This is a genomic window from Thermostichus vulcanus str. 'Rupite' (assembly GCF_022848905.1).
Taxonomy (GTDB): Bacteria; Cyanobacteriota; Cyanobacteriia; order Thermostichales; family Thermostichaceae; genus Thermostichus; species Thermostichus vulcanus_A.
The window spans coordinates 1-24,122 of record NZ_JAFIRA010000030.1 but is presented as its reverse complement, the minus strand read 5'-3'; the positions used below and the strand labels follow the sequence as shown (position 1 = coordinate 24,122).

Annotated in this window: 25 protein-coding genes, 1 tRNA gene and 1 pseudogene; 17 read left to right on the top strand and 10 right to left on the bottom strand. The window is 54.9% G+C overall.

Going from position 1 to position 24,122, the window contains the following annotated elements; all coding sequences use genetic code 11:
• Positions 1-199 precede the first annotated feature (199 nt).
• The 5 genes from JX360_RS11505 to JX360_RS11485 form a co-directional block, all read right to left on the bottom strand.
• Positions 200-496: a hypothetical protein gene (locus JX360_RS11505; protein ID WP_244350982.1), complete on the bottom strand. Its 297-nt coding sequence runs from the start codon at positions 494-496 to the stop codon at positions 200-202.
• 442 nt (positions 497-938) lie between these two features.
• Complete coding sequence (locus JX360_RS11500; RefSeq protein ID WP_244351007.1) at positions 939-1,592, bottom strand: Crp/Fnr family transcriptional regulator; 654 nt, start codon at positions 1,590-1,592, stop codon at positions 939-941.
• A gap of 194 nt (positions 1,593-1,786) precedes the next feature.
• Complete coding sequence (locus JX360_RS11495) at positions 1,787-3,445, bottom strand: bifunctional aminoglycoside phosphotransferase/ATP-binding protein (RefSeq protein WP_244350981.1); 1,659 nt, start codon at positions 3,443-3,445, stop codon at positions 1,787-1,789.
• 47 nt (positions 3,446-3,492) lie between these two features.
• Positions 3,493-4,065, bottom strand: a complete 573-nt coding sequence (locus JX360_RS11490; protein WP_244350980.1) for a hypothetical protein — start codon at positions 4,063-4,065, stop codon at positions 3,493-3,495.
• A gap of 25 nt (positions 4,066-4,090) precedes the next feature.
• Entirely contained in the window at positions 4,091-4,606 is a 516-nt protein-coding gene (locus JX360_RS11485) for a hypothetical protein (RefSeq protein WP_244350979.1), read from the bottom strand.
• Positions 4,607-4,708: 102 nt separating this feature from the next.
• On the opposite strand from JX360_RS11485, the gene JX360_RS11480 reads away from it, so the two are divergent.
• The 9 genes and pseudogenes from JX360_RS11480 to JX360_RS11445 all read left to right on the top strand — a co-directional run bounded on the left by JX360_RS11480 (position 4,709) and on the right by JX360_RS11445 (position 13,679).
• Positions 4,709-5,611: a TIGR03943 family putative permease subunit gene (locus tag JX360_RS11480; protein WP_244350978.1), complete on the top strand. Its 903-nt coding sequence runs from the start codon at positions 4,709-4,711 to the stop codon at positions 5,609-5,611.
• A complete protein-coding gene (locus JX360_RS11475) occupies positions 5,604-7,067 on the top strand; it encodes a hypothetical protein (protein WP_244350977.1) in 1,464 nt (487 codons plus the stop codon). Before JX360_RS11480 ends, JX360_RS11475 begins: the two co-directional genes overlap by 8 nt.
• A gap of 78 nt (positions 7,068-7,145) precedes the next feature.
• Positions 7,146-7,664 carry a DUF4330 domain-containing protein gene (locus tag JX360_RS11470; RefSeq protein ID WP_244350976.1) on the top strand — a complete coding sequence of 173 codons (519 nt, stop codon included), beginning with the start codon at positions 7,146-7,148 and terminating at the stop codon, positions 7,662-7,664.
• Between the two features lie 24 nt (positions 7,665-7,688).
• On the top strand, positions 7,689-8,744 hold the full coding sequence (gene lpxD, locus JX360_RS11465) for a UDP-3-O-(3-hydroxymyristoyl)glucosamine N-acyltransferase (RefSeq protein ID WP_244350975.1): 1,056 nt from the start codon (positions 7,689-7,691) through the stop codon (positions 8,742-8,744).
• A 237-nt stretch (positions 8,745-8,981) separates the two neighbouring features.
• Positions 8,982-9,629, top strand: coding sequence for a thermonuclease family protein (locus tag JX360_RS11460; protein ID WP_244350974.1), 648 nt, complete (start codon positions 8,982-8,984; stop codon positions 9,627-9,629).
• A gap of 340 nt (positions 9,630-9,969) precedes the next feature.
• Positions 9,970-10,098 carry a hypothetical protein gene (locus JX360_RS17625; RefSeq protein ID WP_279611448.1) on the top strand — a complete coding sequence of 43 codons (129 nt, stop codon included), beginning with the start codon at positions 9,970-9,972 and terminating at the stop codon, positions 10,096-10,098.
• A gap of 116 nt (positions 10,099-10,214) precedes the next feature.
• Positions 10,215-11,483: pseudogene (locus JX360_RS11455) on the top strand (RNA-guided endonuclease InsQ/TnpB family protein).
• Positions 11,484-11,627: 144 nt separating this feature from the next.
• Positions 11,628-12,626 carry a LysR substrate-binding domain-containing protein gene (locus JX360_RS11450; RefSeq protein WP_244350968.1) on the top strand — a complete coding sequence of 333 codons (999 nt, stop codon included), beginning with the start codon at positions 11,628-11,630 and terminating at the stop codon, positions 12,624-12,626.
• A gap of 60 nt (positions 12,627-12,686) precedes the next feature.
• Positions 12,687-13,679 (top strand): alpha/beta fold hydrolase, encoded by a 993-nt coding sequence (locus JX360_RS11445; protein ID WP_244350966.1) that lies wholly within the window; start codon positions 12,687-12,689, stop codon positions 13,677-13,679.
• On the opposite strand, the gene JX360_RS11440 is transcribed toward JX360_RS11445, so the two are convergent.
• Together JX360_RS11440 and JX360_RS11435 are read right to left on the bottom strand one after the other, a co-directional pair.
• Positions 13,642-14,784, bottom strand: coding sequence for an NAD(P)/FAD-dependent oxidoreductase (locus tag JX360_RS11440; protein ID WP_244350963.1), 1,143 nt, complete (start codon positions 14,782-14,784; stop codon positions 13,642-13,644). The two genes, JX360_RS11445 and JX360_RS11440, sit on opposite strands and share 38 nt — an antisense overlap.
• 2 nt (positions 14,785-14,786) lie before the next feature.
• Entirely contained in the window at positions 14,787-15,266 is a 480-nt protein-coding gene (locus JX360_RS11435) for a GNAT family N-acetyltransferase (protein WP_244350960.1), read from the bottom strand.
• Positions 15,267-15,412: 146 nt separating this feature from the next.
• Here JX360_RS11435 and JX360_RS11430 point away from each other — a divergent pair, with 146 nt between their 5' ends.
• From JX360_RS11430 to JX360_RS11415, 4 genes are all read left to right on the top strand, one after another.
• Complete coding sequence (locus JX360_RS11430; RefSeq protein ID WP_244350957.1) at positions 15,413-15,607, top strand: hypothetical protein; 195 nt, start codon at positions 15,413-15,415, stop codon at positions 15,605-15,607.
• A 145-nt stretch (positions 15,608-15,752) separates the two neighbouring features.
• Entirely contained in the window at positions 15,753-15,959 is a 207-nt protein-coding gene (locus JX360_RS11425; protein ID WP_244350954.1) for a hypothetical protein, read from the top strand.
• A 109-nt stretch (positions 15,960-16,068) separates the two neighbouring features.
• Positions 16,069-16,863: an ABC transporter permease gene (locus tag JX360_RS11420; RefSeq protein WP_244350950.1), complete on the top strand. Its 795-nt coding sequence runs from the start codon at positions 16,069-16,071 to the stop codon at positions 16,861-16,863.
• A gap of 117 nt (positions 16,864-16,980) precedes the next feature.
• On the top strand, positions 16,981-18,003 hold the full coding sequence (locus JX360_RS11415; RefSeq protein WP_244350948.1) for an isopenicillin N synthase family dioxygenase: 1,023 nt from the start codon (positions 16,981-16,983) through the stop codon (positions 18,001-18,003).
• A gap of 301 nt (positions 18,004-18,304) precedes the next feature.
• Here the strand turns inward: JX360_RS11415 and JX360_RS11410 are convergent, their stop codons facing one another.
• The 3 genes from JX360_RS11410 to JX360_RS11400 all read right to left on the bottom strand — a co-directional run bounded on the left by JX360_RS11410 (position 18,305) and on the right by JX360_RS11400 (position 20,215).
• Entirely contained in the window at positions 18,305-18,784 is a 480-nt protein-coding gene (locus JX360_RS11410; RefSeq protein WP_244350946.1) for a hypothetical protein, read from the bottom strand.
• Between the two features lie 14 nt (positions 18,785-18,798).
• A complete protein-coding gene (locus tag JX360_RS11405) occupies positions 18,799-19,644 on the bottom strand; it encodes a DUF726 domain-containing protein (protein WP_244350943.1) in 846 nt (281 codons plus the stop codon).
• Between the two features lie 497 nt (positions 19,645-20,141).
• A tRNA-Pro gene (locus JX360_RS11400) sits at positions 20,142-20,215 on the bottom strand.
• 201 nt (positions 20,216-20,416) lie between these two features.
• Between JX360_RS11400 and rpsB the strand changes: the two genes are divergently transcribed.
• The 4 genes from rpsB to JX360_RS11380 form a co-directional block, all read left to right on the top strand.
• Positions 20,417-21,214, top strand: coding sequence for a 30S ribosomal protein S2 (gene rpsB / locus JX360_RS11395; protein ID WP_244350941.1), 798 nt, complete (start codon positions 20,417-20,419; stop codon positions 21,212-21,214).
• Positions 21,215-21,396: 182 nt separating this feature from the next.
• A complete protein-coding gene (gene tsf, locus JX360_RS11390; RefSeq protein WP_279611446.1) occupies positions 21,397-22,185 on the top strand; it encodes a translation elongation factor Ts in 789 nt (262 codons plus the stop codon).
• Between the two features lie 13 nt (positions 22,186-22,198).
• On the top strand, positions 22,199-23,008 hold the full coding sequence (locus JX360_RS11385; RefSeq protein ID WP_244350939.1) for a PHP domain-containing protein: 810 nt from the start codon (positions 22,199-22,201) through the stop codon (positions 23,006-23,008).
• 78 nt (positions 23,009-23,086) lie between these two features.
• Positions 23,087-24,122: amidohydrolase family protein (locus tag JX360_RS11380; RefSeq protein WP_244350937.1), on the top strand; the 1,036-nt coding region annotated here is incomplete at its 3' end.

Genomic DNA, 24,122 nt, shown 5'->3' with positions numbered 1-24,122 from the left:
AGGGCTAACCCAGATAGGTCAACAAAAGTTTTTCTTCAGTTTTTTCTTCAGTGGATTTACCAAGAATATCCTCACTCAAGAATACCTCTATCTGCCTTCCATGAAGCTTCCATGAAGACTAAGGCGCCCATCTAAAACTAGGGTGCCCATCTAAAAATCTAAAACCAAAATAATAAGGAAATAATTAAGGAGTGAACCCTCAGGATCCCCCTTGCAGGGTAAACTCCGCCTCCAAGGCGCGATCACTCTCGGGAAACTGCGCCAGCAACCGTTGGAGAAAAGCCACATCTCCCGTCAGACTGTACAAACACATCAGCACATCTCCGGCATAGCGGCTACGCGGGAAGCGGGCCAGCAACTCATTTCCAGAATGGATCGCTTGTCGTGCGTACCAATCTTGCAGGGCCTTCGCTTGGAGAAAGTAGCGGTAGCTAGGGCTGCTGGGATCCGCATAGTCGGGCAGGGGAATATCAAATAAGCTGGCATCTTCTCCCACAGCGGCTGGAAAACCGGGTAGCTGTAGGGTAAACCGTGGCCCTGCAAGGTTTGAAAGGCATAGCTGCTGCGTACTGGATCGGCGGATCCCCCCCAACGGGCTAGCACCGGGTAGGTGAGCGGAAACCAGCGGTCGGTTGGGCCCGGGTCAAACTCGGCGCTGTCTCCATAACCGAAGTCAGAAAAAGCAGTGTGCCGATAGTTAATCAGATCCCGGTGCATTTGCAGCCGTAGCCGCTGCAGCAACGTGTAGCCCCCGATCCCCAATCCGGTTAGGATGCCGAAGGTTAGGGCCAAGGTTACCAGAGGACGAGAACGACCTGTCGCTGGGCTCCTGTGTCCAGGGACACTCTGGGGAGAAGCTAGATCTGGATCCATCTTTCACTCTCTGGGGTACTCTCGCCACAGTGCGACAGCACTTGGCGGTGATAGGAGATAGGAGATTAGCCGATCAGTTTCTCCAGCAGATCCATCTGGGGAATGCAGAGGATATCCCGATTGCGATCCCGTTGGATCAGCTCCTCCTGTTCCAGCTTGGAGAGGACACGGGTTACCGTTTCCCGAGCCAAACCACTCAAACTGCTCAACTCACGGTGGGGCAAATTGGGGATCTCCACCCCAGCCCGACTGACTCGCCCCCGGGATTCGGCCAAAAACAGCAATACATCGGCAACACGGGCAGTACTGTTGGCCTCTCGCAGTTGTAGGCGACGATTGATCTGGCGCAAACGACGGGACATCAACTGAGCCAGACGGATGCCAACCTGGGGATCCGAAGCCAAAAAAGCCAGAAAATGCTGGGCTGACAAACAACTGACCTTAGTGGCTGTTAAGGCCATAACATCGGTAGAACGAGGCACTTCATCCAAAGCGGCCATTTCGCCGAAGATTTCTCCAGGGCCGAGAATGGTCAGGGTAATCTCGCGGCCCTCCAGATCGTGGGTGCGAATTTTAACCCAACCTTCCAGGATGAAATAAACGGCATTACCCCAGTCATTTTGCAGCAAGATAGCCTGGTTCACCGGATGAGAGCGCAATGACATCTGGCTGGCTATCGGCTCCAGCACCTCAGGTGAAAATCCTTCAAACAGGAGCATTAACCGCAGATCGTCAGACGTTACATCACTCACCGTTGGTTCTCCCGCCTTAAGCAGCCTCTGAACTCATCACCCTGGAGCAGCCGAGTGGTTTACCCGAAAGCTCCACCTTCAACCGGGATCCCTGCAGAGAAAGCCCTGCTGCTACTCTCTAACTGCACCATCTAACACGGAAACAGCAAAATCCGCCTCGATCATTCACAATTCTCTTGACTTTGCACTGTTTGAGTGGCGACTGAAAGGGTTTTCAGTTGAGCTGGCCAATCCTGGCTGGTATCCACAGCAGTCACAAACGGTCGTTCCGATTCCGCAAAATCCTGCCAATGCACTTGCTGTTTGGAGAGCATATCGGCGGTGGCATCGGCAATATCTGGAGCATAGACCAGATCCCCAACCACCCAACTCGCCTGCGTTGACGAAACCGATTCCGCACGGGTTTGGCTGCTGGCCCGCCGTTGTAACCGTTCTTGGAGGATGGCTGTGGGAGCATAGCAGTGGAGGATGCGTAGCGGGATCCCCCGGATTTGGGCCTGGGCAATCGCCATTCCCCGCAGATCCTGGCGGTCAAACTTAGCGTCGAGAATGACGGTATAGCCCTCCTGCGCCAGCTCCGTTCCCAGTTGAACCAGGCGCTGATAGGTTTTGGCGGTCATCTCCGGCGTGTAGACCTGCGGCCCGCCCCGTTCCCGCAACGGGATCCCGGCCAAATGCTTGCGCACCGCATCGGAGCGGATGTGGATTGCCCCCTTTTGACGAGCCAGGTAGCGGGCCACGGTACTTTTGCCGGATCCCGATAACCCCGACATGATCAACAACTGCCCTTGTTTGGGGCAGGTATACTCCCAAGCCAGACGGTAATACTGGGCCGCCGTTTTGAAGGCTTCTGCCTTGATATCCTCCGCAGCCGTTGGATCATCCAGCAAAAAAGACGTCACCTTGGCCCGCACATACGCCTGTCGGTTTAGGTAAATTGGCAAAACCTTTAAGCCTTCCCAATCGCCCGTTTCTTCCAGGTAGGTATTCAGATAGGCATTCCCCAAATCGGGGCGGTGGCAGGCATCCAGATCCATCACCGCATAGGAGACATCGTACATGACATCCACAAAGCGGAAGGGCTCGTTAAACTCGATGCAATCGAAGAGAAAGAGTTTGCCTTCCCACAGGCAGATATTGCGCAGGTGCAGGTCACCGTGGCACTCCCGTATGCGGTCTTGATCCAGCCGTTGTTGAAACAGATCCCGTCGTTCGGCAAAAAACCGATCCGTATAGGCTTGGGTCTCTTGATATTGCTGGACGGTTTGGGGCCCACCGATGTAGCGTTGGGTTTGCCGGTAGTTTTCATCAAAGGCTTCCCGGATCCGTTCCGGCTGACCAAAGCTGCGGATGTAGTCGTTGGTCTCCGTTTGAGCATGGAAAGCTGCAACTACACGCCCCAGTTCTTCCATCAGGGCGGATGTCAGTTCTCCCCGGGCAAATAAGTTGCTCAGCAGGCTCTCCTGAGGGAATTGCCGCATTTTCAGAGCATATTCCACACAGTCTCCGGATCCCGGCAAGCCATTTAATTGAAAGTGACCGTTGGCTTGGGTAATGGGCAAGACCTCCAGGTAAAGGCCAGGGGCACCCCGCTGATTCATGCGCAGTTCTTCCTGACAAAAGTGTTGCCGTTGTTGGAGCGTGGTGAAATTCAAGAACCCAAAATCGAGAGGCTTCTTCACCTTGTAGGCATAGTCCCCCGTCAGAAGAATGTAGGAAATGTGGGTTTGAATCAGCTGAATAGGGGCCTGTACCGGATGAGGGTAAAAGGCGGGATCCAACATCGCTTGGATCAACGGCGGCAAACGGGCATCGGTCATGAAGGCACCCAGAACTCAGGGGACATCAACACGGGGGGCAGCAGCCTTTAGTCCGCAAACGGTAGCGCGGCCTCTTGGGGGGAAAGGCGGATAATGCTGATCCCTTGCTTGATCAGAGTATCCTGAGCGGCACCCGAAAGGGCGTAGGGCCAAACCAGATACTTGGTGTTGATATAGTCACGCCCCCGCTTGGCGAGGTTGACCTGTTCCGAGAGCATGCGCACATCCGGCCCTCGACTGATGATGGCTTCGGCCCGTCGAATGCGCTGCATCAGTTGGCTAAAGAGCTCCTGGGGTTGCTGCACAAACACGACAATGGCCAGATCGCAGGGGTTGTAATAGTTACCGATGCCACAGAGAAGCAGGGCTTCACTGGATAAAACGAGGGTTTCGTGCTCCCCCAGGGCCACCACCGGATAGAGGAAGGTGCGCACATCCTCCGGCTGCCAGTGGTTAAAAGAGTGGCTATCGACCTCCCCTCGCACCCAGGAGGACACAGACGGGAAAACCGCCTCGCTCAAGAGTCGATAGGCTTCTTGGGGTCGCCCCAACCAACACAGGGCATTTTCGTAGAAGCTCTCATTCTCCAGAAGGTGAGGGGTGAGGGGAGCAGCAGCCATAGGACCAGGGATCCTCCGAGAGGGGTCAGGGGGCAGGCTGGGTTAGCGCACCAGAGTTTTGTCCGCTAGGCAACGCTGGCGCGACCCGATCTGGCAGCCCCACCTCCGCCTGATTCAAGGGTAAACTCTGCTCCGGGCAGTGGTAAGGAGCATAGGCCAAGATGGCAGCCCCTGTAAACTGGGCGATCCCCTGCATTTGCGCCACCGACAGATTCGGAGTAGCCGCAAGAGCACTCAGGGTTTGGGAGATCCAGTCTTGGTGGGAGGTGCCTTCCCGACGGGCAGTACAGTAGCGTTCTCCAATCTGGGCTCCCTGAGCGTAGAGGGTTTCGTTGAGGGTCGCTCCCTGTTGACGGCCCCAAAAGTGGAGGGCAAGGCGGTAGTGCTGATGGGCTTGTTCTGCCGTCAGGGTTTGCTGAAGGGATCCCGTGCTGGCCCAACTTGGGGGAGAAGCACAGGTTAACAGACCCAAGGCCATCACCACTACACCGATAGAACTCATGTCCAAGAGTGGGAACAACTTGCCGGCTTGTTTCGTCATTGATTTAATGACCCTCACAACGGCCCCACCCTAAACACAGCCACTCGCTGCTAGGGGATTCGTTAAACTTAGGTTCAGAGTTGTGTGAAGAAGCTGTAACCTATGCCCGAAGACCGTTCTGGCTCCGAATATGCCAGCGATAGGGTTCTGAACGGGGATCCAGAGCAAAAGTCCTATCTGCGCTCCGCCCAGCCCATGCGTGCCCTTCCAACAGGGGTGCGCGGCAGCAGCGACTTGCCTCGCCAGGCTTTAGTAAACCCGCTTTTATCGCCACTCAGAAGGCTGCTGCTGTGGGGGAACACGGCCTATTGGGAGGCGGCGGGGCTGATCCTGCTTGGGCTCCTGTTGGTGGTTTACCGCTGGCGGGGCACCCTGTTAATGCTGATCAATCCCAACTACGTGAACGTGGCGCTGTTGGCAGGGCTATGCCTGCTGGGACTGGGGATGGGTCGTTGGCGGGGCGCCAAAGCTGCCATGCCCGAAACCCATTCCTCGTTGCTGGGGCCAAGGCTAGGGGCAGGGTTATTGCTTTTGACAGCCCTTTTGGGATTCTGGATCGAGCCCCAGCCTCTTTCTAGCCAGACGGCCCTGAACCGGGGGGTATCCCCCTATCTGGGGGTGTCCCGCAGCCAGCCGCAAGCGTTTCGCCCCAAGATCGATCCCCGCCAGCGCACCTTGTTGGATTGGGTGCGCACCTTGGATGTCTATCCGGATCCCTACAACTATGTGGATCAGCCGGTGCAGGTGCAGGGGTTTGTCATTCCCGACGAACGACCGGATCATTTCGTCATTGCCCGCTTTTTGGTCAGTTGTTGCGCTGCCGATGCCTACCCTGTGGGTCTGCCGGTGCTGTGGCCAGGGGCTGAAGATCTCGCCACCGACAGTTGGTTGCGCCTGGAAGGGAGAATGGCGATAGAGCAACGGAATGGCACATCACAGCTGGTGATTGTGGCGGAGCGGATTGAGCCGCTGCCGGTGCCGGTGAATCCCTACGCAGATGAGTGAGTCCAGAATAGACATGAACCGGATCCCTGCCTCAAGCTCTCTCTGGCCCGCCCATTGGTTTTCCCAACCGCTGGATCGCTGGGTTGCAGGCATTACCTTTGGCAGTCTGATGGTTGGGATCATCCTGTTTTTGCTGGGCAACCATACGGCTCCCTACGTGCGGGATTTTAACTGGCAACAGCAACGGGTGGGATCCCGTGATTTGCAAATGGTGCTCACCTTCAACCGCCCGATGGATCCCGACAGTGTTGAGGCCCACCTGCAGATCCAGCCCCCCTTGCCGGGGCGGATGCGCAAATTGGGACGCCGCTTCTTTTGGACGTTGACGGAACCTGCCCCCTACGGCCAAACCTACCGGGTGCAGTTGCAAGCGGCTCAAGATGAACGGGGCCAGCCGATGTCCCGTCCGTTTGAGGGAGAATTTCGCACCCCGGATCGGCAGTTGCTGGGAATTGGCACGGAGCCACCCCAGGCAGGGCGACTGTTTTTGTTCAACCTAGAAACCCACTCCACGACGCTGCTCACCCCAGCCGGGATGAAAGTAACACAAATGCAGCCCAGTGCTGATGGCCGGTATGTCTACTATTTTGCGACGGAAACAGGGATTCAACACCAGGATCTGTATCGCCTTAACCTGGAGGATCAGACCGCGGAGTTGCTGCTAGACCATCAAGGCTACCAAAATTTGCGCTTCCAAGTTTCGCCAACCGGAGAACTGGTGGTCGCAGAACGGATGCCCCTGCAACGGGATCCCTCTGGTTTGGTGGAAACGCAACTGTGGATCCAAGAAACTCACCGGGATCCGTTTCAGCGCTTGGATCTGGATACAGCTGTGGGGGGAGACTTCTTAATCAGCCCAGACGAGAGCAGTCTCTTGATCTCTCAGGGACGTGGGGTGGGGATCGTCCCTTTGCATCCGCGGGCAGCGGCAGAGAGTTTCCTGGCCCAGTTTGGCCAAACCTTGGCGATTCGACCGGATGGAGCCTTCGGGGCGCTGCTGCGCTTCAACCCCGACTATACCCGTAGCCTTTGGATCGTCAGCAACACCGGCAATAGCCAAGAGATTTGGGTGGCAGAAGGCTCGATTGGGGTGGGGGCATTCTCCACGACAGCGCCTGTATTTTACGGCCTGGTGAATGAGATCGACCCAGAGACCTATACCGAGTCCCCGCGGCTATTGGCAATCGATTGGGAAGAGGGCCGCCAGACAGAGGTGGTTCGGGCAGAGTATCCGATTGGCTTGGATTTCAGCCTTGCCCCGGATGGGCGCACCTTGGCCTATACCCTACTGGAACCTTTTCAGGGGTTGCCGGATCCCTTGGCCCCCCTCAGCCGTACTGGGCAGGCGATTGCCAGTTCGCAAGTATGGTTGTTGGATGTGGAAGATGGACTACCGATTCCCAGCAGCCGTCGTCGCCTGCCTCTGGGCAGTAGCATGCTGGCTTGGATCCCGTAGGGAAACAGGGGTAACCCCCGGTTGGGAATGGGGGCAAACCTGCCTAGAATCGAAGCAGTGTGTTCGAGGGAAGTCACAATGCAGGTGATTGACGGGCAGGGGCGACTTTTTGGCAGGGTGAGCCTACTGGATCTGGGGGCGCTGGTGATTGTGGTAGTGGCGATTGCGGCCGTTCTGTTTTTCCCGGGTCGGCAGGCGGGCAGCGTGGTGCAGGTGGGCGGGGGATCCCCTGTACCGGTGGAAGTGGACATGATCGTGCGCGGGATCAGCAGCCGTTCCATGGAACCTTTTCAGGCTGGGCATAAAGCCGATTTGATCATCCGTAACCAGCCCTATGGTCAGGTGGAAGTGGTGCGGGTAGAGAATGTCAGCCGGACCGTGCCGATGGTCTTCCCGGATGGTCGCGTCCAGAATTTGCCGGATCCAGAAGCCTATCGCCTCGATTTGGTCTTGACCTTGCGAGGGCGCGGCCAGCGTACCGACAGTGGCATCGTTTTGGGCAACAACCGCGTCAAAATCGGTGTTCCGCTGGAGTTAGAAACCTTTGACTACAACCTGCGCGGCACCGTCATGGAGGTACGGCTGCTGCAATCTTAGGGATCCCTTTCGGTGTGAAACGCGATGCAGCTACAGGAGATCGCCCAAAAGCTGGGATGCACCTATGAAGGGGATCCCCATCTGGAGATCCACGGGGTGGCCAGCTTGGCCGAGGCTCAGGTAGGGGAGTTGAGCTTTGTGAGCGAGGCCCGTTACCTGCCCCTGTTGGAGCAAACCCAAGCCAGTGCCGTAATTGTGGCAGAATCCACCCCTTTGCCACGCCCGCTCCCCTGTCTGCGGGGCCGGGATCCGCGGCTGTTGTTTGCCCAAGCGATCGAGCTGTTCTACCAACCCTATCGGGCTCCGGCTGGGATCCATCCCACAGCCGTGATCGATGAGAGTGTGCAACTGGGGGAAGGGGTGGCGATTGGGGCGAACGTGGTGGTGATGGCGGGGGCAAAGATTGGCGACCATACGCAAATTCATGCCAACGTGACGATTTACCCGCAGGTGCAGATTGGATCCCGTTGTCAACTGTTCGCCAACTGCGTCATTCACGAGCGCACGGAAATTGGGGATGACTGCCTGATTCACAGTGGGGCCGTCATTGGGGACGATGGCTTCGGTCATATTCCTCTGGCGGATGGCTCTTGGCGACGGATGTTACAGGCAGGACGGGTGGTGCTGGAAGACGGTGTGGATGTGGGCAGCAACACCACCATTGACCGGGCGGCGGTGGGGGAAACCCGCATTGGCCGAGGCAGCAAAATCGACAACCTGGTGCAAATTGGCCATGGGGTCAAGACCGGCCCTGACTGTGTGATCATCGCGCAGGTGGGCCTTGCCGGGGGTACGAAGCTGGGTCACCATGTCATTTTGGCGGGACAATCCGGCTTGGCAGGGCATCTCGAGATTGGGGATGGAGTGCGGGTTGCGGCCCAGACGGGTGTCACCAGTGATATTCCGGCGGGGCAAACGGTGGCCGGTTATCCCCATCAGCCGGTATCCGAATGGCGAAAAAGCATGGCGGCCCTGCGGCACCTGCCGGATTTGCAACGCAGCTTACGCAAATTGCAAGCCCGTGTGGCGGAACTGGAAGATCGGTTGGGCCTTGACCGGGACCTTAAGCAGGATCCCTAATGCTACGCGACACGCGACTGCGGGGCATTCAAGGGCTGTAACCCAACTCACCGTCTCGAACCCCTTCCTCGCGCATAAGGGCTTTTGAACCCGGGTCTGCTCCCTCAGCTGAAAATGAGGCCACTCTGACCCATCCGCTCAAGTTTTTTGTAAAGTGACGGCAGGTGAGCCGGATCCCGCGCGGTGGAAACTCAGTGGGCTGCGGTGTCAGGGCGGTGTGAGATCTCAGAGTCAACCATGCGAAGCACGACTATTGCCAAATCTGCCATGCAACGGGTGAAGTCCATGATGCAAAAATCCCTGCGTTCCGTCCCTGCTTCCCCTCGCCGTAAATCCCTGATCCCATCCGTAGGACGGAGTCTTGTCAAATGGGGAAGCCTGCTGGCTCTGCCCCTGATATTCTCAGCTTTGCCCAGTTGGGCCTTAACGTTGGTGGCACGCCCGGATCTGCGCACCCTAAAACGAGCGGAAGTGATTCGGGTGGTTAACTACAACACCCTACTTGTCCAGATCGAGGGGGATTTGACTTTGCGGTTGGTGCAACTGATCGGGATTGATCCTTTGCCGGACCAGATTAACCCCAACTGGACGGAGTTGCGGGAAGAAACCCCTCTGGCTGTCTACAATGCCGGTCAATACTTGCAGACTTCTTTGCTGGGTCGTGAGGTGTTTTTGGAGTTGGATCCGGCCTTAGCCCCTGCCCCAACACTGCCCGCCTACGTTTGGCAAGCCAATACCCTCATCAATCAGGAAATGTTGTTTTTGGGGCATGGCCGGTTGTCGCCCCAAACCGATGGCCTAAAGTACGGCACCATCCTCTCCGAAGCGGCCAGCGCAGGAGAAAGACAAGGGCGCGGCTACTGGACAACCTATGGCCCTCGCTAGGGTTAAGCTCAAAGTACAAAGCTAGGATCGCTGGCGTGCCCGTGAGCCAAGTCCTCAACAACAGGCTGAAACAACTCCCCAGTTCTGACTGGGATCCCTTACATCGGGGGTTTCGGGAGCATTTGCTTTCTCTAAACTTTCTCTAAATGAGACCCTCCTCATTTCCCCTGGGGAGCGATTCCATCAGCTGGGATCCCTAAGGGCCTGTGTCGGGCCAGGGGTACAGTTAACCCAAGGCTTCCGATTTGTGGAGCTGCAAGTCCCTGTCTATTTTACGAGTTGACCGGGGCAATTGGCGCTCAAATGCGGCTCTTCATGTGGACATCCCATCTCTTCAAAAATGGCTTCCGATGGGGTTTTTTTCTGTTTTGGCCGTTCGGATATCGAGCAAACGCTGGAGCTAGACTATCAGGGCAGCATCGAGCAGTTTTCTCAGCTAAAGGAGCAGGAGCCCCGCGCTCTGCCGTAGGCATAGCATCGGGAGGAATGCGAGTCTGGCACAGGAACGGAGCCGGACAAGAATCTAACGTGCTCCGGTAGAACGAACATACAGGCAGCCCTGTTCTGATGAGATACAATAGGACTATGAACCAAGTCCTGACTATCTCCTGTAAGCTGAAGGTGTCCTAGTCGCAAGCCACAAAACTAGATGCGACATTGGATGCTTTTGGGCAAGCGCTGAACTGGGTGAACCAGAACACGCCAGAGAAGATAGCCAACGCGGTCAAGCTGCAATCCCTTTGCTATTACGAGATTCGTGCTCGTTTTGGCTTGTCGAGCAACTTGGCTCAACAGGTGTGCCGTCGAGTTGCAGGGTCTCGCACAGCTGCTAAGCGCAAGAACCGTCCGGTCAAAGGGTTCAAAGCTAGCTTTGTAACCTACGACGCTCGGATTTTCTCGTTTCGGGAGAAGGACTGGACGGTTTCGCTCACTACCGTTGAGGGTCGTGAGCGGTTTGGGCTGGCCATCGGCAACTACCAAAGAGGAATGCTGGCCGGTTCTCACCCCAAGTCCGCAACCCTGGTCAAACGGCGAGACGGCTCCTACTACATCCAGGTTTGCTTGGAGTCCAAGCCACCCGAGCCGCAAGGCGGGGATAAGGTTTTGGGGGTGGATTTGGGGCGGACGGATATTGCTCACACACAGTGCTCCGCACCGCTAACGCGAACGGAGGGACAGCACTGGAATGGAAAGGACATAACTAAGGTTCGTGACCACTTTGCCGACTTGAGAGCCAAGCTCCAGCACAAGGCTAGTAAGGGCACACGCAGTTCTAGGCGGCGATGCCGTCAACTGCTGCAACAGCTGTCTGGCCGTGAGCGTCGGTTCCAAAGTTGGGTCAACCACAACGTTTCCAAACGCATCGTTGAAGCCGCCGAAGCCCTTTCTGCCAGCATTGCACTGGAAGATTTGACAGGGATCCGGGAACGGACGAATCAACAGCCTCGCAACAAGACCGAGCGCAGACGCAGTAACAGTTGGGCGTTCCACCAGTTGAGGTTGTTTATCGTCCTCCGGACGACCCGGAGGGTCATCGGCTACAAGGCGTTGCGGTCTGGGGTCAGGGTTGTGTTTGTGGATCCTAGATACACCAGCCAAACCTGCCACTGCTGCCTGCACATTCATCCTGATCCCGGCCAGTCGTATCGGAGTGGTAAGCAGTTCCAGTGTGGGCATTGTGGTTGGCATGGGGATGCGGACTTTAACGGTGCCAAGAATATTCGTGCTCCGCACCGCTGGCGCGACCAAGCAATCGGGGCGCTCGTAAACCGCCCTGGAGGTTCCTGGTTATTTTGCCAGATAACTGGAGGGCTACTGAAAGCCCGCGCTCTACCCGCTAGGGTGTTCGCCTAGCGTGCCGTAGGCATAGCGTCGGGTAGTTTACGGACTCTTGCTTATCTATGATGATCTGATACGGGTTCTCAGGGGCGGGCTAAGCTGGGTTGTCGAAACATATTGCTAAGACCAGACCAATTAATCTACGAACCATAGGCTGTTGTGTCGCTTGGAGAGTTGCCAGGGATCCCGCAGTGGTTTTTGGAGTTCCCTATGGCGGATGAATTGCCGTTTACTTTGGATCAGTTACTCATTGTGCGGGCGATTGCTCAGCAGGGCAGTTTTCGCCGTGCTGCCGATAGTTTGTTTGTCTCCCAGCCTGCCGTCAGTCTGCAGATCCAAAACCTGGAGCGACAGTTGGGGGTTGTGCTGTTTGACCGGGGCGGGCGCAAAGTGCAGTTGACGGATGCAGGGCAAATTCTGGTGCAGTATGGCGAGCGCATTCTCAAGTTGTGTCGGGAAACCACCCAAGCCCTGGCGGATCTACAGGATATGCGGCGGGGGCACCTGGTTTTGGGGGCCAGCCAAACGGTAGGTACCTATGTGATGCCTTCTTTGATTGCTCAGTATCACCGCAGCTATCCCCACATTTCGGTGCAATTGTTGGTGCAATCCACCCGGCGGATTGCCCAGAAGCTGGCGGAAGGGCAATTGGATGTGGCAATTGTCGGGGGTGAGATCCCGTTTGATTTGCAAAAAAACCTGAAGGTGACTGCCCTGGCGGAGGATGAATATGTCTTGGTTAGTTCCCCTAGTTCGGCCATCCATTCCCTCTCCATTGCGGATCTATTGACTTTACCGTTTATCACCCTGGATCCCCACTCTTCCACTCGCCAGACCATTGACCGGGTGTTGGATCGTCACGGTATCAATCCTTCTGAACTGGATGTGCAACTGGAACTCAGCTCCATCGAAGCGATCAAAAATGCTGTGCAGGCGGGCTTGGGGGTGGCCTTTTTGTCGGTGGTGGCAGTGGGATCCGATCTGGAACAGGGGCGGCTGCAGAAGCTGTCGGTAGAAGGGTTACAGGTGCGGCGTACCCTTTGGTTGGCCTTTAACCCGGAGCGGTACCAATCGCAGGCGGCCACTGGGTTCCGGCAGGGGCTACTGACGCGTCAAGACTGGCTGAAAACGCCTCCTCCCCATTTGCAGTTGATCTGAAGTTGATCTGAAGAAGAGATGGCTAATCGCATAAACAGGGCTGAGCACTCGGCAAGAGCAATGCAAGAGTTGATGGAACGGCTGCCTCTAGCACGGCGCCTAGCGGAGTTACGAGCTGATATTCAAGGGATCCCGCTGCAGCGGGTGAAACTGGATGGATTGAACATTCCAGGTGCAGAGTCCTGCTGGGCGGCTTACCGAGAGTGGGGATCCGGGATGCCGGTGCTATTTCTGCACGGCTTTATGGCTACCCATGCCAACTGGTGGCCAATCATGCAACGGTTGGGATCCGATTACCGTTGTATTGCCCTGGATTTGTTGGGGTTTGGTCAGTCGAGCCAACCGGCTTTGCGCTACGACATTGCTGCAGAAGTGGAGTTTGTGCGGGGTTTTGTGCAGGCGTTGGGCTTATCCTCGCTGGTGCTGGTGGGCCATTCCTTTGGGGGATGGGTGGGGGCGGCCTATGGGGTGCGCTACCCATTACAGGGATTGGTTTTGTTGGCTCCTGCCGGGATCCGCGACGATAGCTTTGTGGGGCGGTATAACCATTTGCGGCCTTTGCTGTGGGAAACCCCTTGGGTGGATAGACTTTTGCAGGCGGCTATCCCTCTGGCCCGCTGGTGGCATCAGGAGGATCGACTGGCTCAAATCCTCTGGTTACGGGGATCCCTGCGCCAGCAGCCAGTCGCTCGACAATTTCTGTTGCACCGTCTGCGTCCGGAAGATGCCGTCGATACCGTTGAAAATCAGATCCATCGCATTCAAGCCCCAACACTGGTGATTGCGGCGGAAGAGGATGACACGATTCCCCTCTGGCACTGCCAAACCTATGCGGAGCGGATCCCTGAGGCGCAGCTCAAAATCCTGCCTGCAGCCAGTCATGCCATCCCTGCCTTTCATGCTGAGTCAGTTTTACCTTTGATTCAAGAGTTCCTGACCTCGATCTCAACCTCGATTTCAACAACGAACGCTATCAAGAAGACAACAGCGAGATATCAACAACAAAGTCAGCAACCTAAAGGGGGCTTGCCTCTTCCCTCTTTCTCAGAGTGAATTGCTCCAGATCACACAACTCTGTTTCCCCCTTCAGCAGCAAATCCCGCGTAATGGCAGCAGTAATGGGAGCCAGCAACACCCCATTGCGATAATGGCCTGTTGCCAAGCAGAGATTGGTATAACCTGGAGCAAACCCCAGAATGGGGGCCCTTTGGCCTGCAGGTCGGGGACGTTGGCCTGCCCAGTGCTCCATGAGGGTGGCTTCTGCTAGAGCTGGACAAAGCGCAATGGCACGAGCCAGCACATCCTGTAACGCCAGCAGCGTTGGCTGAGGCTGCGGGGCATGGAACTCCACCGTTGCCCCTACCCACAGGGATCCATCCCCCAAGGGCACCAAATGCAAATCTTCATCGGTGATCACCGGCCCCAGCAAGAGGTTGGGAGCTTTGATTCGCAGCGCTTGTCCTTTCACGGCTTGTAGGGGTACCCGCAGACCCAGCTCATCCGCCAGCGGTGAACTCCCCAACCCGGCAGCGAGAACCACCTGCCCAGCCGAGAGGGTGAGATCTGGGGTGTAGACAACGTGGACACGAAAGGGGGGATCCGGACTGCGCTTAAACCGCTGTACAGGCTGATGAAAGAAGAAGCGGGCCCCCTGTCGTTGGGCGGCCTCGAACAGGGCCTGGGTCAGGAGCTTGGGTTGGATTTGCCGATCCTGAGGGGAGAAAATCGCCCCAACCCGATCCGTTCGCAACCCTGGCTGCAGGGATCCCACCTCGGAAGGGCTTAACAGGTGCAGGGGATAGCCAGCCGCCTGACGGGCCAGAAGCGTGGCCTGCCAAGTCTCCGCTTCTCCCTCCTTGAGCAACTGCAGCAGGCCCCGTCGATTCACCGGCAAGCTGCGGCCCAGATCTGCCTCCAATCGGGCAATTAAGGGATCAAACCGCTCCAGGCTTTTGAGACGCAAATTCACCACATCCCCACTGGGCTGCTGGCTAGAGATTCCCACCAATACCCCTAGGGCTGCTCCCGTAGAGCCTGCCGCCGGATCCCCGGCATCTATTCCAATGACCGATAGGCCAGCAACAGCCAGCTCATAGGCAATGGCACAACCCACTACCCCGCAGCCAATCACCACCACATCACAGTTCAAAGGCGGCATCCCTAACGCAGGCGCTTTTCGTAGTGATACTCCACCGAGTTGCTGCGGTCATAGAGCTTGCGGGTTTCGGGCAGCCGTGCGTAGCCTAGCCGTTCATAGACTCGATGGGCTGTGGTGAAGCGGGTATCTGTCCAGAGATGGACGTACTTTGCCTGCTGGTGTCGGGCTTCTGCTTCCACCTGTTCAATGAGCCGCCGCCCCAAACCCTTGCCACGCACCCTTGGGAGGGTGTAAAGCTTTTTTAATTCCATTCGCTCTGGCGTTTCGGTGGGAACCATCCCCACACACCCCACCACCTGCTCCTCCTGTTGTGCCACCCACAGGGAGCCTCCGAGATGGGCAAAAGCGGTGGCTGGCTGAAGCAACTCGGGAACTTCCTCTAGATCCAACACACAACCCGGATATTCGGCAAAGACCACTTCTAAGATGTGGAGCAAAGCAGCACTATCGGAGTTTTCCACCGGGCGAATCTCAATCTGCATTCAGGACAAGCAGTAAATCCTATCTGATTGTAGTCAGGCATATCCCTGTTATAGACAAGCCTGATTGGGATCACAGACTGACCGATATCACTGCCCCACCCCACTCCCATCGAGTCCAATAGGGACAGTTGAATTCCACCACGACCATGTCTATCCGCCTGATTGTCGAATCTGCTCTACAGCGAGCCTACTTGACCCGTGAGCAAGAATCCCAAATCAACCACCTGCTCTGGCAGCAACTTTACAGTGAACTCGACCTAGATGCCATCGATCAGCTGACGCTCGCCTTGCTCGAGGGGCAGGTACAGGCTGAACCGCGCATCGTCAGCTACGCTGCCTAAGGGTTTCTACTTAGGTCATTTCTTGGAGGTTGTTGCAGAAAAATACGCCAAATCGCTTAGATCAACATCCGTACAACCGCCAAGGCCAAAGGATACCCCAAATTCCATACTGAAAATACAGTTCCCGGTTGGGGCGGATCTCCACATGGAAAGTATGCAGGCTATTATCGACGAAGTCTTTCAAACACGGGTGTTGACTCACCGGCAGCAGCGGCATCTGGATATCCTGTTGATGCGCCAGCAATATAGCAGTACGGAGTTGCAGAAGTTAAAACAATTGCGACAAGCCCTAGCGGAAGGTCACGTGGTCTCTGGCTCCGATAGTTTGGTTCTGATGAGCGAATCCGCCTAGTTGACACTCCGCCAGACCCAACATTGGCAGCTCACGGCAGTCAAAACTGTGGGATCCAACCCCGGAAGGGGCGGGGGAGTGCTGTACAACTGAGGCAGTGGATACATTTTTGGCTCAACCCATGAAACCCTTTGCTCTGCCGGATCCCTGGGGCATCTATTCTGTCTGGCGTCGTCATGCGGAGGTTTATCGCAAAACCTGGCTGGTGAACTTCTTACCCCCAGTTACCGAGCCTTTGGTCTATCTGCTGGCGTTTGGATTTGGCCTCACTCCTTTGGTCGGGGAGCTGGTGTACTTGGGGCAGCCCGCCACGTATCTACAATTTATTGCGCCGGGCATGATCGCGGTGGCCATCCTTTTCCAGGCTTTTTTTGAAGGGGCCTACGGCAGCTTCATTCGCCTCAACTATCAGCGTACCTGGCATGCTCTCCTCACCGCTCCCCTCAGCTACACTCAGGTGTTTCTGGGGGATTGGTTTTGGGCGGCTACCCGTGGTTTTATTTCTGGCATGGTCACGGGGTTGGTGACGGTGGTGGTTGGCCTTTACCCCCTGCAGGGGTTGTTGGGATCCCTGCCGATTTTGGCCTTGGGCAGCTTGGTGTTCGCCGCGATGGGGTTGCTGACAGCCGGACTGGTGGTGACAGTGGATCAGGTGAACGTGCCGATCTTTACCCTGGTGGTGCCAATGTTTGTGTTGTGTGGCACCTATTTCCCGCGGGATAACCTGCCGGTTGCCCTGAACTGGGTAGCCAGCTTTTTACCTCTCTCCAGTTTGGTGGATCTGGTGCGTTGGCCACTGGGGTTGCCGAATCTGTGGCTGCTGGAATTGGCTTGGATGATCCTGTTGATGATGGGGGTGGGGGCTTTGGCCCACCGGCAGTTGGCTCGGCGCTTGTTTAGCTGAGTGCATCCGCATCCCTTCCCCCAAAAGTCCGCAATGGCCAGTATCAGCTCACACAACCGCGGGTTCGTCCCTTTTTGTAATGTGGGAAATGCTTTTGCCAAAGAATCCCGATCCGCAATGTCCTTAATCTCATCTCTGCACCCTGTCCACTCTCAACAGCAAGGGATCCCCTGTCTGGACTTGACGCCTTTTCGGGAGGGTACAGATCCGTTGGGGGTAGCCAAGGCGTTTGGGGCCGCCCTAGAGCAGGTGGGATTTGTGATCGTTACAGGGCACGGGATCCCGGAAGCCCTCATTCAAACTGCCTATGAAAGCGTGCTGGCTTTTTATGATCTGCCCCTAGAACAGAAAATGCAGGCAGCGATTCCAGATCGAGTGAAAAATCGGGGGTATCTGCCAATTGGTATTGAAAGTGTGGCTGCTACCCGTGGAGCCGAAGTTCCCTACGATCTCTGCGAAGCCTTGGTGTTTAACGACCTGTTTCGGGAAGATCCGCAACGGCCTCAGGCAGGATTGGATCCCGATTCTGGCAACCTTTGGCCCACTCATCCAGCGGGACTGCGGGCCGCCTTGCTCGCCTACGATGCAGCGTTACTGCGGCTTACTGAAACCTTAATGCGCATCAGCGCCCTGGCCTTAGACTTACCAGAAACCTATTTTCTACCCTTTATGGAAGGGAAAGGGGGAGTCCTGCGGGCTGTGCATTATCCCGAACAAGAAGTGGAACCGCTTCCAGGGCAGTTGCGCTACGGCGCTCACTCTGACTACGGCGGCTTTACCCTTCTGCGGCAAGATGGGGCGCCCGGTGGGCTACAGGTGTACTCCAAGTCCGAGGAGTGGATTGACGTGCAGGCCGTTCCCAACTCGTTTGTCATCAACGTTGGCGATTTGTTGGCCCGTTGGACGAACGACCGTTGGCGCTCTACCTTACATCGGGTGGTGAACCCACCCAGAGAAGCTTTTGGCTCCAGCCGCCGTCTATCCTTGGTTTACTTTACGGCCCCCCGCGATGATGCTTGGATCGAGTGTTTGCCCACTTGCCAAGATGAGAACCATCCCCCTCGTTATGCCCCTGTACAAGCCGGGGAGTATATCCGCTCTAAGTTGGATGTCTCGATGATTGGGGAGACAGGGCAGTAAGAAATCGGGCAAAACAAGTCTTTGACTCAGCTACTAAAACCTGCTCAGAAAGCAGGCTTCCGGTGATTTGCTATCTCTACCTATCGGAGCAAAAGGATTTGAACCTCTGTAAGGTTTTCGGAACGTCTCTCCCACGGCCAGACGTACACTCGCATTAAAATTTCCCTTACAGCCCTTTGCGCCAAGAGCACGCTAGCGCGACCGCTAGTCACCTAGCACGGGGGAATCCCCGGAGCCCTTTCAAAATGGGGTAAGGACACAACAGTTGTTGTAGTAAACCCGCGAAGGGGCTGTAACTTGATTAATCTAAAGCTTCCATATTAACAATTCTGAATACACCGGAAGCAGGATCTTTCTCCAATAGAATTCCAATTCTGCCATCTGTTCCCAGTGGAAACCTTGATATATCAACAGGAATGGCAAAGATCTCAAGATTGATAAACGCCATAATAACCAAATAAATCAAATTTCCTTCAACAATATCAGGCTCTGTACAAATCTCTATCTCCAGATTTGGATAAATAAAGAAGGGTAGTTGATCAAACACTCTACCAAAGTAATTGACAAGATCTTTCTTATTCTTGTTCACAAAAGACGAGCTGTAGTAACGATTTGAAATAAGATGACTTAAAGTTCTTTCATTCTTGTTATCAAAAGCCTTTTTGAAACTGAGGAAAAATCTCAGGAGGTTTCCTTCCAATCCTTCTGGATATTTATGTCTACCCTCCGCTCTCTCATAAAGTTCTGATAGAGTAGAAACGGCAATCCCAGCAATTGACATAAATTCTCCTCCTTTCACCTTAGATTTTTCCAATCTAGTTTCTGCTCAAGCAATCTTTGCAAGTGTGGAAGATAGGATGTATAACCATGCCCTAATGAGCCAATCAAATGTGTTGCATTGAGATTTTCAATCTTTGGATGAAACTCCTTTATCGGCTTAATACCACATGGACTTCTATTCAGTGAGGCAGTCTTAAAAAGAAAGTTAAGCACTAAATCTTCTTCATTATAGATATTGACTAATTTCCCACTTAGTTTTTCTACATGTTCGCTCCAGTTCTTACTTGCTCCTCTCCTGACAGCACCACCCAAAAGTACAATATCCTTGAGTCGTCTGTCATGATGAGGCCAAGCCTGCATCGTGTAGTAAGCAATTCTTGCACCCAAGGAAAAACCAATGATGGTTATCTTTTTCTCAGGCAGCACTGATAACATTGGATAGGTATATTTCAAACCAACCGTCTTTGCCTTCTTCTCATGGGCTTCCCAATGTAGAAGTAATCCAACACCCAGTAGGGATGTTGACATCACAAAATTCATGGGGTTAGAAGCATCCCACCAAAGGTGGTACAGTGAGCCTCTCCAACCCGCTTTTCTCACAGCTCTCCAGAACAAGTGATTATCTTGAGGTTGTATTTCATTTTCAGTTAGAAAACCATTAACAAAAATTAGAGCTTCGTCTTGATCTATCTTAGGTTGGACAGGCTGCAAATAAGGCTCATCGAAATTTTCAAACAGAGAAAAATCAGGGATTAATTCTCCGACAGATTGAATGATGTCTGCTGTACGACTAATATTTTTCGCAAACTTGATTCCCCGATAAGCAGATTTGCCTAATATCTTGCTGATCTTCCAAATCATTGCTCATCTCAGTCAGTTTCCTGCATTTTAATGATATCTGTTGAAAAGTTCATCAGCAAAATAGCTGAATTCTATTCAAAGATCTAGGCGAAGCAACTTACCTTCTCCCTCAAACACTCAAGAAAGGTCAATAGACGAAAATCTATGAATCTTAAGCAAAAACCAAAGGAATTCTTATTCTGACAGAACTGCCAGAAGACAAGGACTCCCGAGCTGCTGGTGGCGGGATGGAGTAGGGTAGGGGTTGGTGTTGGGCAGCCCTAAATCATCAGCGTGTTGACCAGCAAGGCTTTCAGGACTACGTTTACCTAAGCCCACCCACTCACTTAACTCTAGAGGGCTTCCAGCCTTAAGTGGTGGTTTGGGGAGGGTTTTAGGGAGACCCTGAGGCCAAAATCGTCACCTTCACGGGGCTAAACCAGCCCTCCCAGAAGGAGGAAGAAGCTGCTGAAACCGTCTCAGAAAGCAGGCTTCCGGTGATTTGCTATCTCTACCTATCGGAGCGAAAGGATTTGAACCTTCGACCCCCACTACCCCAAAGTGGTGCGCTACCAAGCTGCGCTACGCCCCGATGCACTTAACAAGAGAAAACTCTAGAAGTGCTTCGCTAGTCTAGCACCAGATCCCAACAGGCGTTAACCCCAAATTGCGGGATCCCGTGAGAGACATGCTAGCTTAGTTAAGCTGTTAAAAAATCACACGCCTGAACCATCGGGTGTCCTTAACCGGGATCCGTTCGGGCGGAGGCCAACCCGCAGGAGATCACACATTCATGAGCGTAGTCAGTTTGCCTCAGCTATTGGAGGCAGGGGTTCATTTTGGCCACAAAGCCAGCCGTTGGAACCCGAAGATGCGGCCCTACATCTTTACAGAACGGAACGGCATCCACATCATTGATTTGGTGCAGACAGCCCGTTACCTCAACGAAGCCTACGAATATGTGCGGGATGCTGCCGACAAAGGGTGGCGGTTCCTGTTCATTGGCACCAAACGGCAAGCCGCTGGGATCATTGCCCAAGAAGCCCGCCGCTGCGGTAGTTATTTTGTCAACCAACGCTGGTTGGGAGGTATGCTCACCAACTGGGCCACCATCAGAACCCGCATCGACCGCCTCAAAGAAATCGAGGAAATGCAGAGCAGCGGCATGATGGATCGCTTGCCGAAACAGGAATCTGCTCGGCTAAAGCGGGAATTGGTCAAATTGGAGAAATACCTGGGTGGCATCAAAACCATGCGCAAGCTCCCGGATGCCGTGATCATCGTGGATCAACGGCGGGAAGCCAATGCCATCCAGGAGTGTATCAAACTCAATATCCCGATCATCTCTCTATTGGACACCAACTGTGACCCGGATCTCAGCGATGTGTTCATTCCGTCCAATGACGATGCCATTCGTGCCATCAAGCTGATCGTGGGTAAGTTGGCCGATGCCATCTACGAAGGGCGGCACGGACAGCTCGACATCAGCGAAGAGGATGAGTTCGACTACGAAGGTGCCATGGATCTCGATGAGGATGGTCTGGATGACCTGGACGAAGATGAAGAGGGAGACTCAGACGAGACAGAGTAAGCCCTAGATGCTACTGGGCAGGGATCCCTGCTACCAACTGTGGATATCCCTGCCTGCTCCCTACCCAGAAGCCTGTATCCTTGACATATAGGTTCACAATTTACCCCTGAGCTTGACCTCTGATCCGGCCACACTTTTTTTGTCACCCCTTGTTTGTACGATGTGAGACTTGAGGAACCCTCATGAGTATTGATGCCAAATTGGTCAAAGAACTGCGCGAGAAGACAGGCGCAGGCATGATGGATTGCAAAAAAGCCCTCGTGGAAACGGATGGCGACATGGAAAAAGCCATCACTTGGCTGCGGCAGAAGGGGTTAGCAGGGGCTGCTAAAAAGGCCAGTCGCGTCGCGGCAGAGGGAGTTGTGGATAGCTACATCCACTTTGGCAACCGGATTGGCGTGTTGGTGGAGGTGAACTGCGAAACGGATTTCGTCGCCCGAGGGGAAGATTTCAAAAAATTGGTGCAGGATATCGCTAAGCAAATCGCTGCTTGCCAAAACGTGGAATACGTCAGTGTTGACCAGATTCCTGCGGAGGTGGTGGAGCGGGAAAAAGCCATCGAGATGGGCAAAGATGACCTGGCTAGCAAACCAGAGAACGTGCGGGAAAAGATCGTGCAGGGTCGCATCGACAAGCGTTTGAAAGAGTTATCTTTGTTGGATCAGCCTTTTATCAAAGATTCTTCCATCACCGTCGAAGAACTGGTGAAGCAGCACATCGCCAAACTGGGGGAAAACATTCAGGTGCGGCGCTTTGTCCGCTTTGTGCTAGGAGAAGGGATCGAAAAAGAAGAGGTGGATTTTGCCGCTGAGGTGGCTGCCCAAGCTGGCCTCAAACCGGCAGAACCTGCCCAGGTGGAAGAAGCAGCCGCACCCCCAGCTCCTCCTCCAACTCCTGCAGAAGAACCCACTCCTGCTCCTGCTGCCGAGAGTAAGCCGGCCAAAAAGGGATCCGCCAAAAAGAAAAAATAGAAAAAATAAGCCCATGCTGGAGCTGCACTGCCACACCACCTGTTCGGATGGATCCCTGAGTCCGTCACAATTGGTGGAAGCAGCTGCTCGTGCTGGTGTGAAAGCCCTAGCCATTTCCGATCACGACACTCTGGCCGGTTGGGATGAAGCGGTTGAGGCAGGATCCCGTTGGGCCGTTGAGATTGTCCCGGCAGTGGAGTTGAGTACCGTTTGGCAGGGGCGGTCTTTGCACCTGTTGGGGTTTTATCCCCGGCGAGAGCAACTCACCCCACCTCTAGAAAAGCGTCGCCAAGGGCGGATCCGACGCGCCGAGGCCATGGTGCAGCGCCTCACAGAACTGGGTTACCCGATCCCAATGCCAAACACCCCGATTGCCCCGGGTCGGCCCCATTTGGCACAAGCTTTGGTGAGAGCCGGTCATGTGCGCAATGCCTGCGAAGCCTTTGAGCGTTTCTTGGGGGACGATGGCCCAGCCTTTGTTCCCTACGAAAAGTTCAGTGCCCTGGAAGGGATCCAACTGTTGCGCTCCTGCGGAGCGGTGCCGGTGTGGGCACATCCGGGACTGTTTCGGGGAGATCCTCTAGAGAATACGTTTGCGGCCCTGTTGGGAGCGGGGTTGATGGGCCTAGAGGTTTATCACCCGGATCACAGTGTGCGACAGAAACGGCAACTGTTGAAACTGGCCCAGAAGCACAACTTGGTGGTGACCGGCGGGAGTGATTACCACGGGCCAAATCCAGCGGGGTTTCATTTGAATATGATGGGCCTGAGCTTAGATCTGCTGGATGCCCTGAAAGCAGCCCACGCTCAGGTGTCCGCTTGAGGGGTTTCCCTGGTGTCTGCCTTGGCAGTGTTAACTCGAACACGCTAAGGTAACAGGCGGCCTTTTTGGATCCCTGGCATGAGCTACGTCCTCCGCAATGCGTTGATTCCCACCAGCACGGGCTACGAAACGGTGGATGTGTATATCGAAGGGGAACGAATTGCGGCGATTGGCTCAGGCTTAAAGGACTCCGTCCCGCTAACGCGAACGGCAACTAGCACGGAACTGGATGCCCGCGATAAGTTGCTTTTGCCGGGTTTTGTGAATGCCCACACCCATTCCTCAGAAATGTGGCAACGGGGGATCATCCCTCCCTATCCGCTGGAGCTGTGGATTGCCCAACTGCATGAATATTCACCTCTAGACACCGAGAAGGTCTATCTAAGTGCTTTGGGCACTGCCGTGGAAACCCTGCTCACCGGGGGTACTACGGTGGTAGATCACTTGGTGTTGATCCCTGGGCAAGAGCTGGCCACCATCGAAGCAGCCGTGCAAGCCTACCGACAAAGCGGGATCCGCGCCTTTATCGGCCCACTGATTCAGGATCAAGCCCTGTCAACAGGGGTACCCACCGGGGAGTCCACCGATTTGGAACACGAGGCTTACCCCCTCACCACTGCGGAAGTCCTGAAAATTGTAGAAGAGGCGGTGCAGCAGTTCCACCGACCGGAAGAGGGAATTTCCTTGATGGTGGCCCCAACCGGGATCCAACTGTGTTCAGATGATCTGTTTAAGGGCTGTGTGGAGCTGAGCCAAACGTACAACTTGCCCCGTCATGCCCATCTGTTGGAAACCCGCGCCCAACAAATGCTGGCCCAGGAAAAATACGGCTGCAGCGCCGTCGAACATCTAGACCGGCTTGGCTACCTAGATGACAAAACCTCTTTGGCCCACTGCGTTTGGTTAACCGATGCGGATATCGAGATCTTGGCCCGCACCGGATCCACCGTTGTCCATAACCCCTTGAGCAACCTGCGCCTGGGCAGCGGCATTGCCCCCATCTTGAAATACCGGCAGGCGGGGGTGAATGTGTCTTTTGGCTGTGACGGATCCGCCAGCAACGACTCCCAGGATCTTCTGGAAGCGATCAAGATTGGCAGCATCCTGCACAATG

Excerpts from the sequence above, each read along its gene's own strand:
- JX360_RS11500 (WP_244351007.1), bottom strand. The coding sequence starts at position 1,592 with ATGCTCCTGTTTGAAGGATTTTCACCTGAGGTGCTGGAGCCGATAGCC.
- JX360_RS11495 (WP_244350981.1), bottom strand. The coding sequence starts at position 3,445 with ATGACCGATGCCCGTTTGCCGCCGTTGATCCAAGCGATGTTGGATCCC.
- JX360_RS11490 (WP_244350980.1), bottom strand. The coding sequence starts at position 4,065 with ATGGCTGCTGCTCCCCTCACCCCTCACCTTCTGGAGAATGAGAGCTTC.
- JX360_RS11485 (WP_244350979.1), bottom strand. The coding sequence starts at position 4,606 with ATGACGAAACAAGCCGGCAAGTTGTTCCCACTCTTGGACATGAGTTCT.
- JX360_RS11480 (WP_244350978.1), top strand. The coding sequence starts at position 4,709 with ATGCCCGAAGACCGTTCTGGCTCCGAATATGCCAGCGATAGGGTTCTG.
- JX360_RS11475 (WP_244350977.1), top strand. The coding sequence starts at position 5,604 with ATGAGTGAGTCCAGAATAGACATGAACCGGATCCCTGCCTCAAGCTCT.
- JX360_RS11470 (WP_244350976.1), top strand. The coding sequence starts at position 7,146 with ATGCAGGTGATTGACGGGCAGGGGCGACTTTTTGGCAGGGTGAGCCTA.
- lpxD (WP_244350975.1), top strand. The coding sequence starts at position 7,689 with ATGCAGCTACAGGAGATCGCCCAAAAGCTGGGATGCACCTATGAAGGG.
- JX360_RS11460 (WP_244350974.1), top strand. The coding sequence starts at position 8,982 with ATGCGAAGCACGACTATTGCCAAATCTGCCATGCAACGGGTGAAGTCC.
- JX360_RS17625 (WP_279611448.1), top strand. The coding sequence starts at position 9,970 with ATGGCTTCCGATGGGGTTTTTTTCTGTTTTGGCCGTTCGGATATCGAG.
- JX360_RS11445 (WP_244350966.1), top strand. The coding sequence starts at position 12,687 with ATGCAAGAGTTGATGGAACGGCTGCCTCTAGCACGGCGCCTAGCGGAG.
- JX360_RS11440 (WP_244350963.1), bottom strand. The coding sequence starts at position 14,784 with ATGCCGCCTTTGAACTGTGATGTGGTGGTGATTGGCTGCGGGGTAGTG.
- JX360_RS11435 (WP_244350960.1), bottom strand. The coding sequence starts at position 15,266 with ATGCAGATTGAGATTCGCCCGGTGGAAAACTCCGATAGTGCTGCTTTG.
- JX360_RS11430 (WP_244350957.1), top strand. The coding sequence starts at position 15,413 with ATGTCTATCCGCCTGATTGTCGAATCTGCTCTACAGCGAGCCTACTTG.
- JX360_RS11425 (WP_244350954.1), top strand. The coding sequence starts at position 15,753 with ATGGAAAGTATGCAGGCTATTATCGACGAAGTCTTTCAAACACGGGTG.
- JX360_RS11415 (WP_244350948.1), top strand. The coding sequence starts at position 16,981 with ATGTCCTTAATCTCATCTCTGCACCCTGTCCACTCTCAACAGCAAGGG.
- JX360_RS11410 (WP_244350946.1), bottom strand. The coding sequence starts at position 18,784 with ATGTCAATTGCTGGGATTGCCGTTTCTACTCTATCAGAACTTTATGAG.
- JX360_RS11405 (WP_244350943.1), bottom strand. The coding sequence starts at position 19,644 with ATGATTTGGAAGATCAGCAAGATATTAGGCAAATCTGCTTATCGGGGA.
- rpsB (WP_244350941.1), top strand. The coding sequence starts at position 20,417 with ATGAGCGTAGTCAGTTTGCCTCAGCTATTGGAGGCAGGGGTTCATTTT.
- tsf (WP_279611446.1), top strand. The coding sequence starts at position 21,397 with ATGAGTATTGATGCCAAATTGGTCAAAGAACTGCGCGAGAAGACAGGC.
- JX360_RS11385 (WP_244350939.1), top strand. The coding sequence starts at position 22,199 with ATGCTGGAGCTGCACTGCCACACCACCTGTTCGGATGGATCCCTGAGT.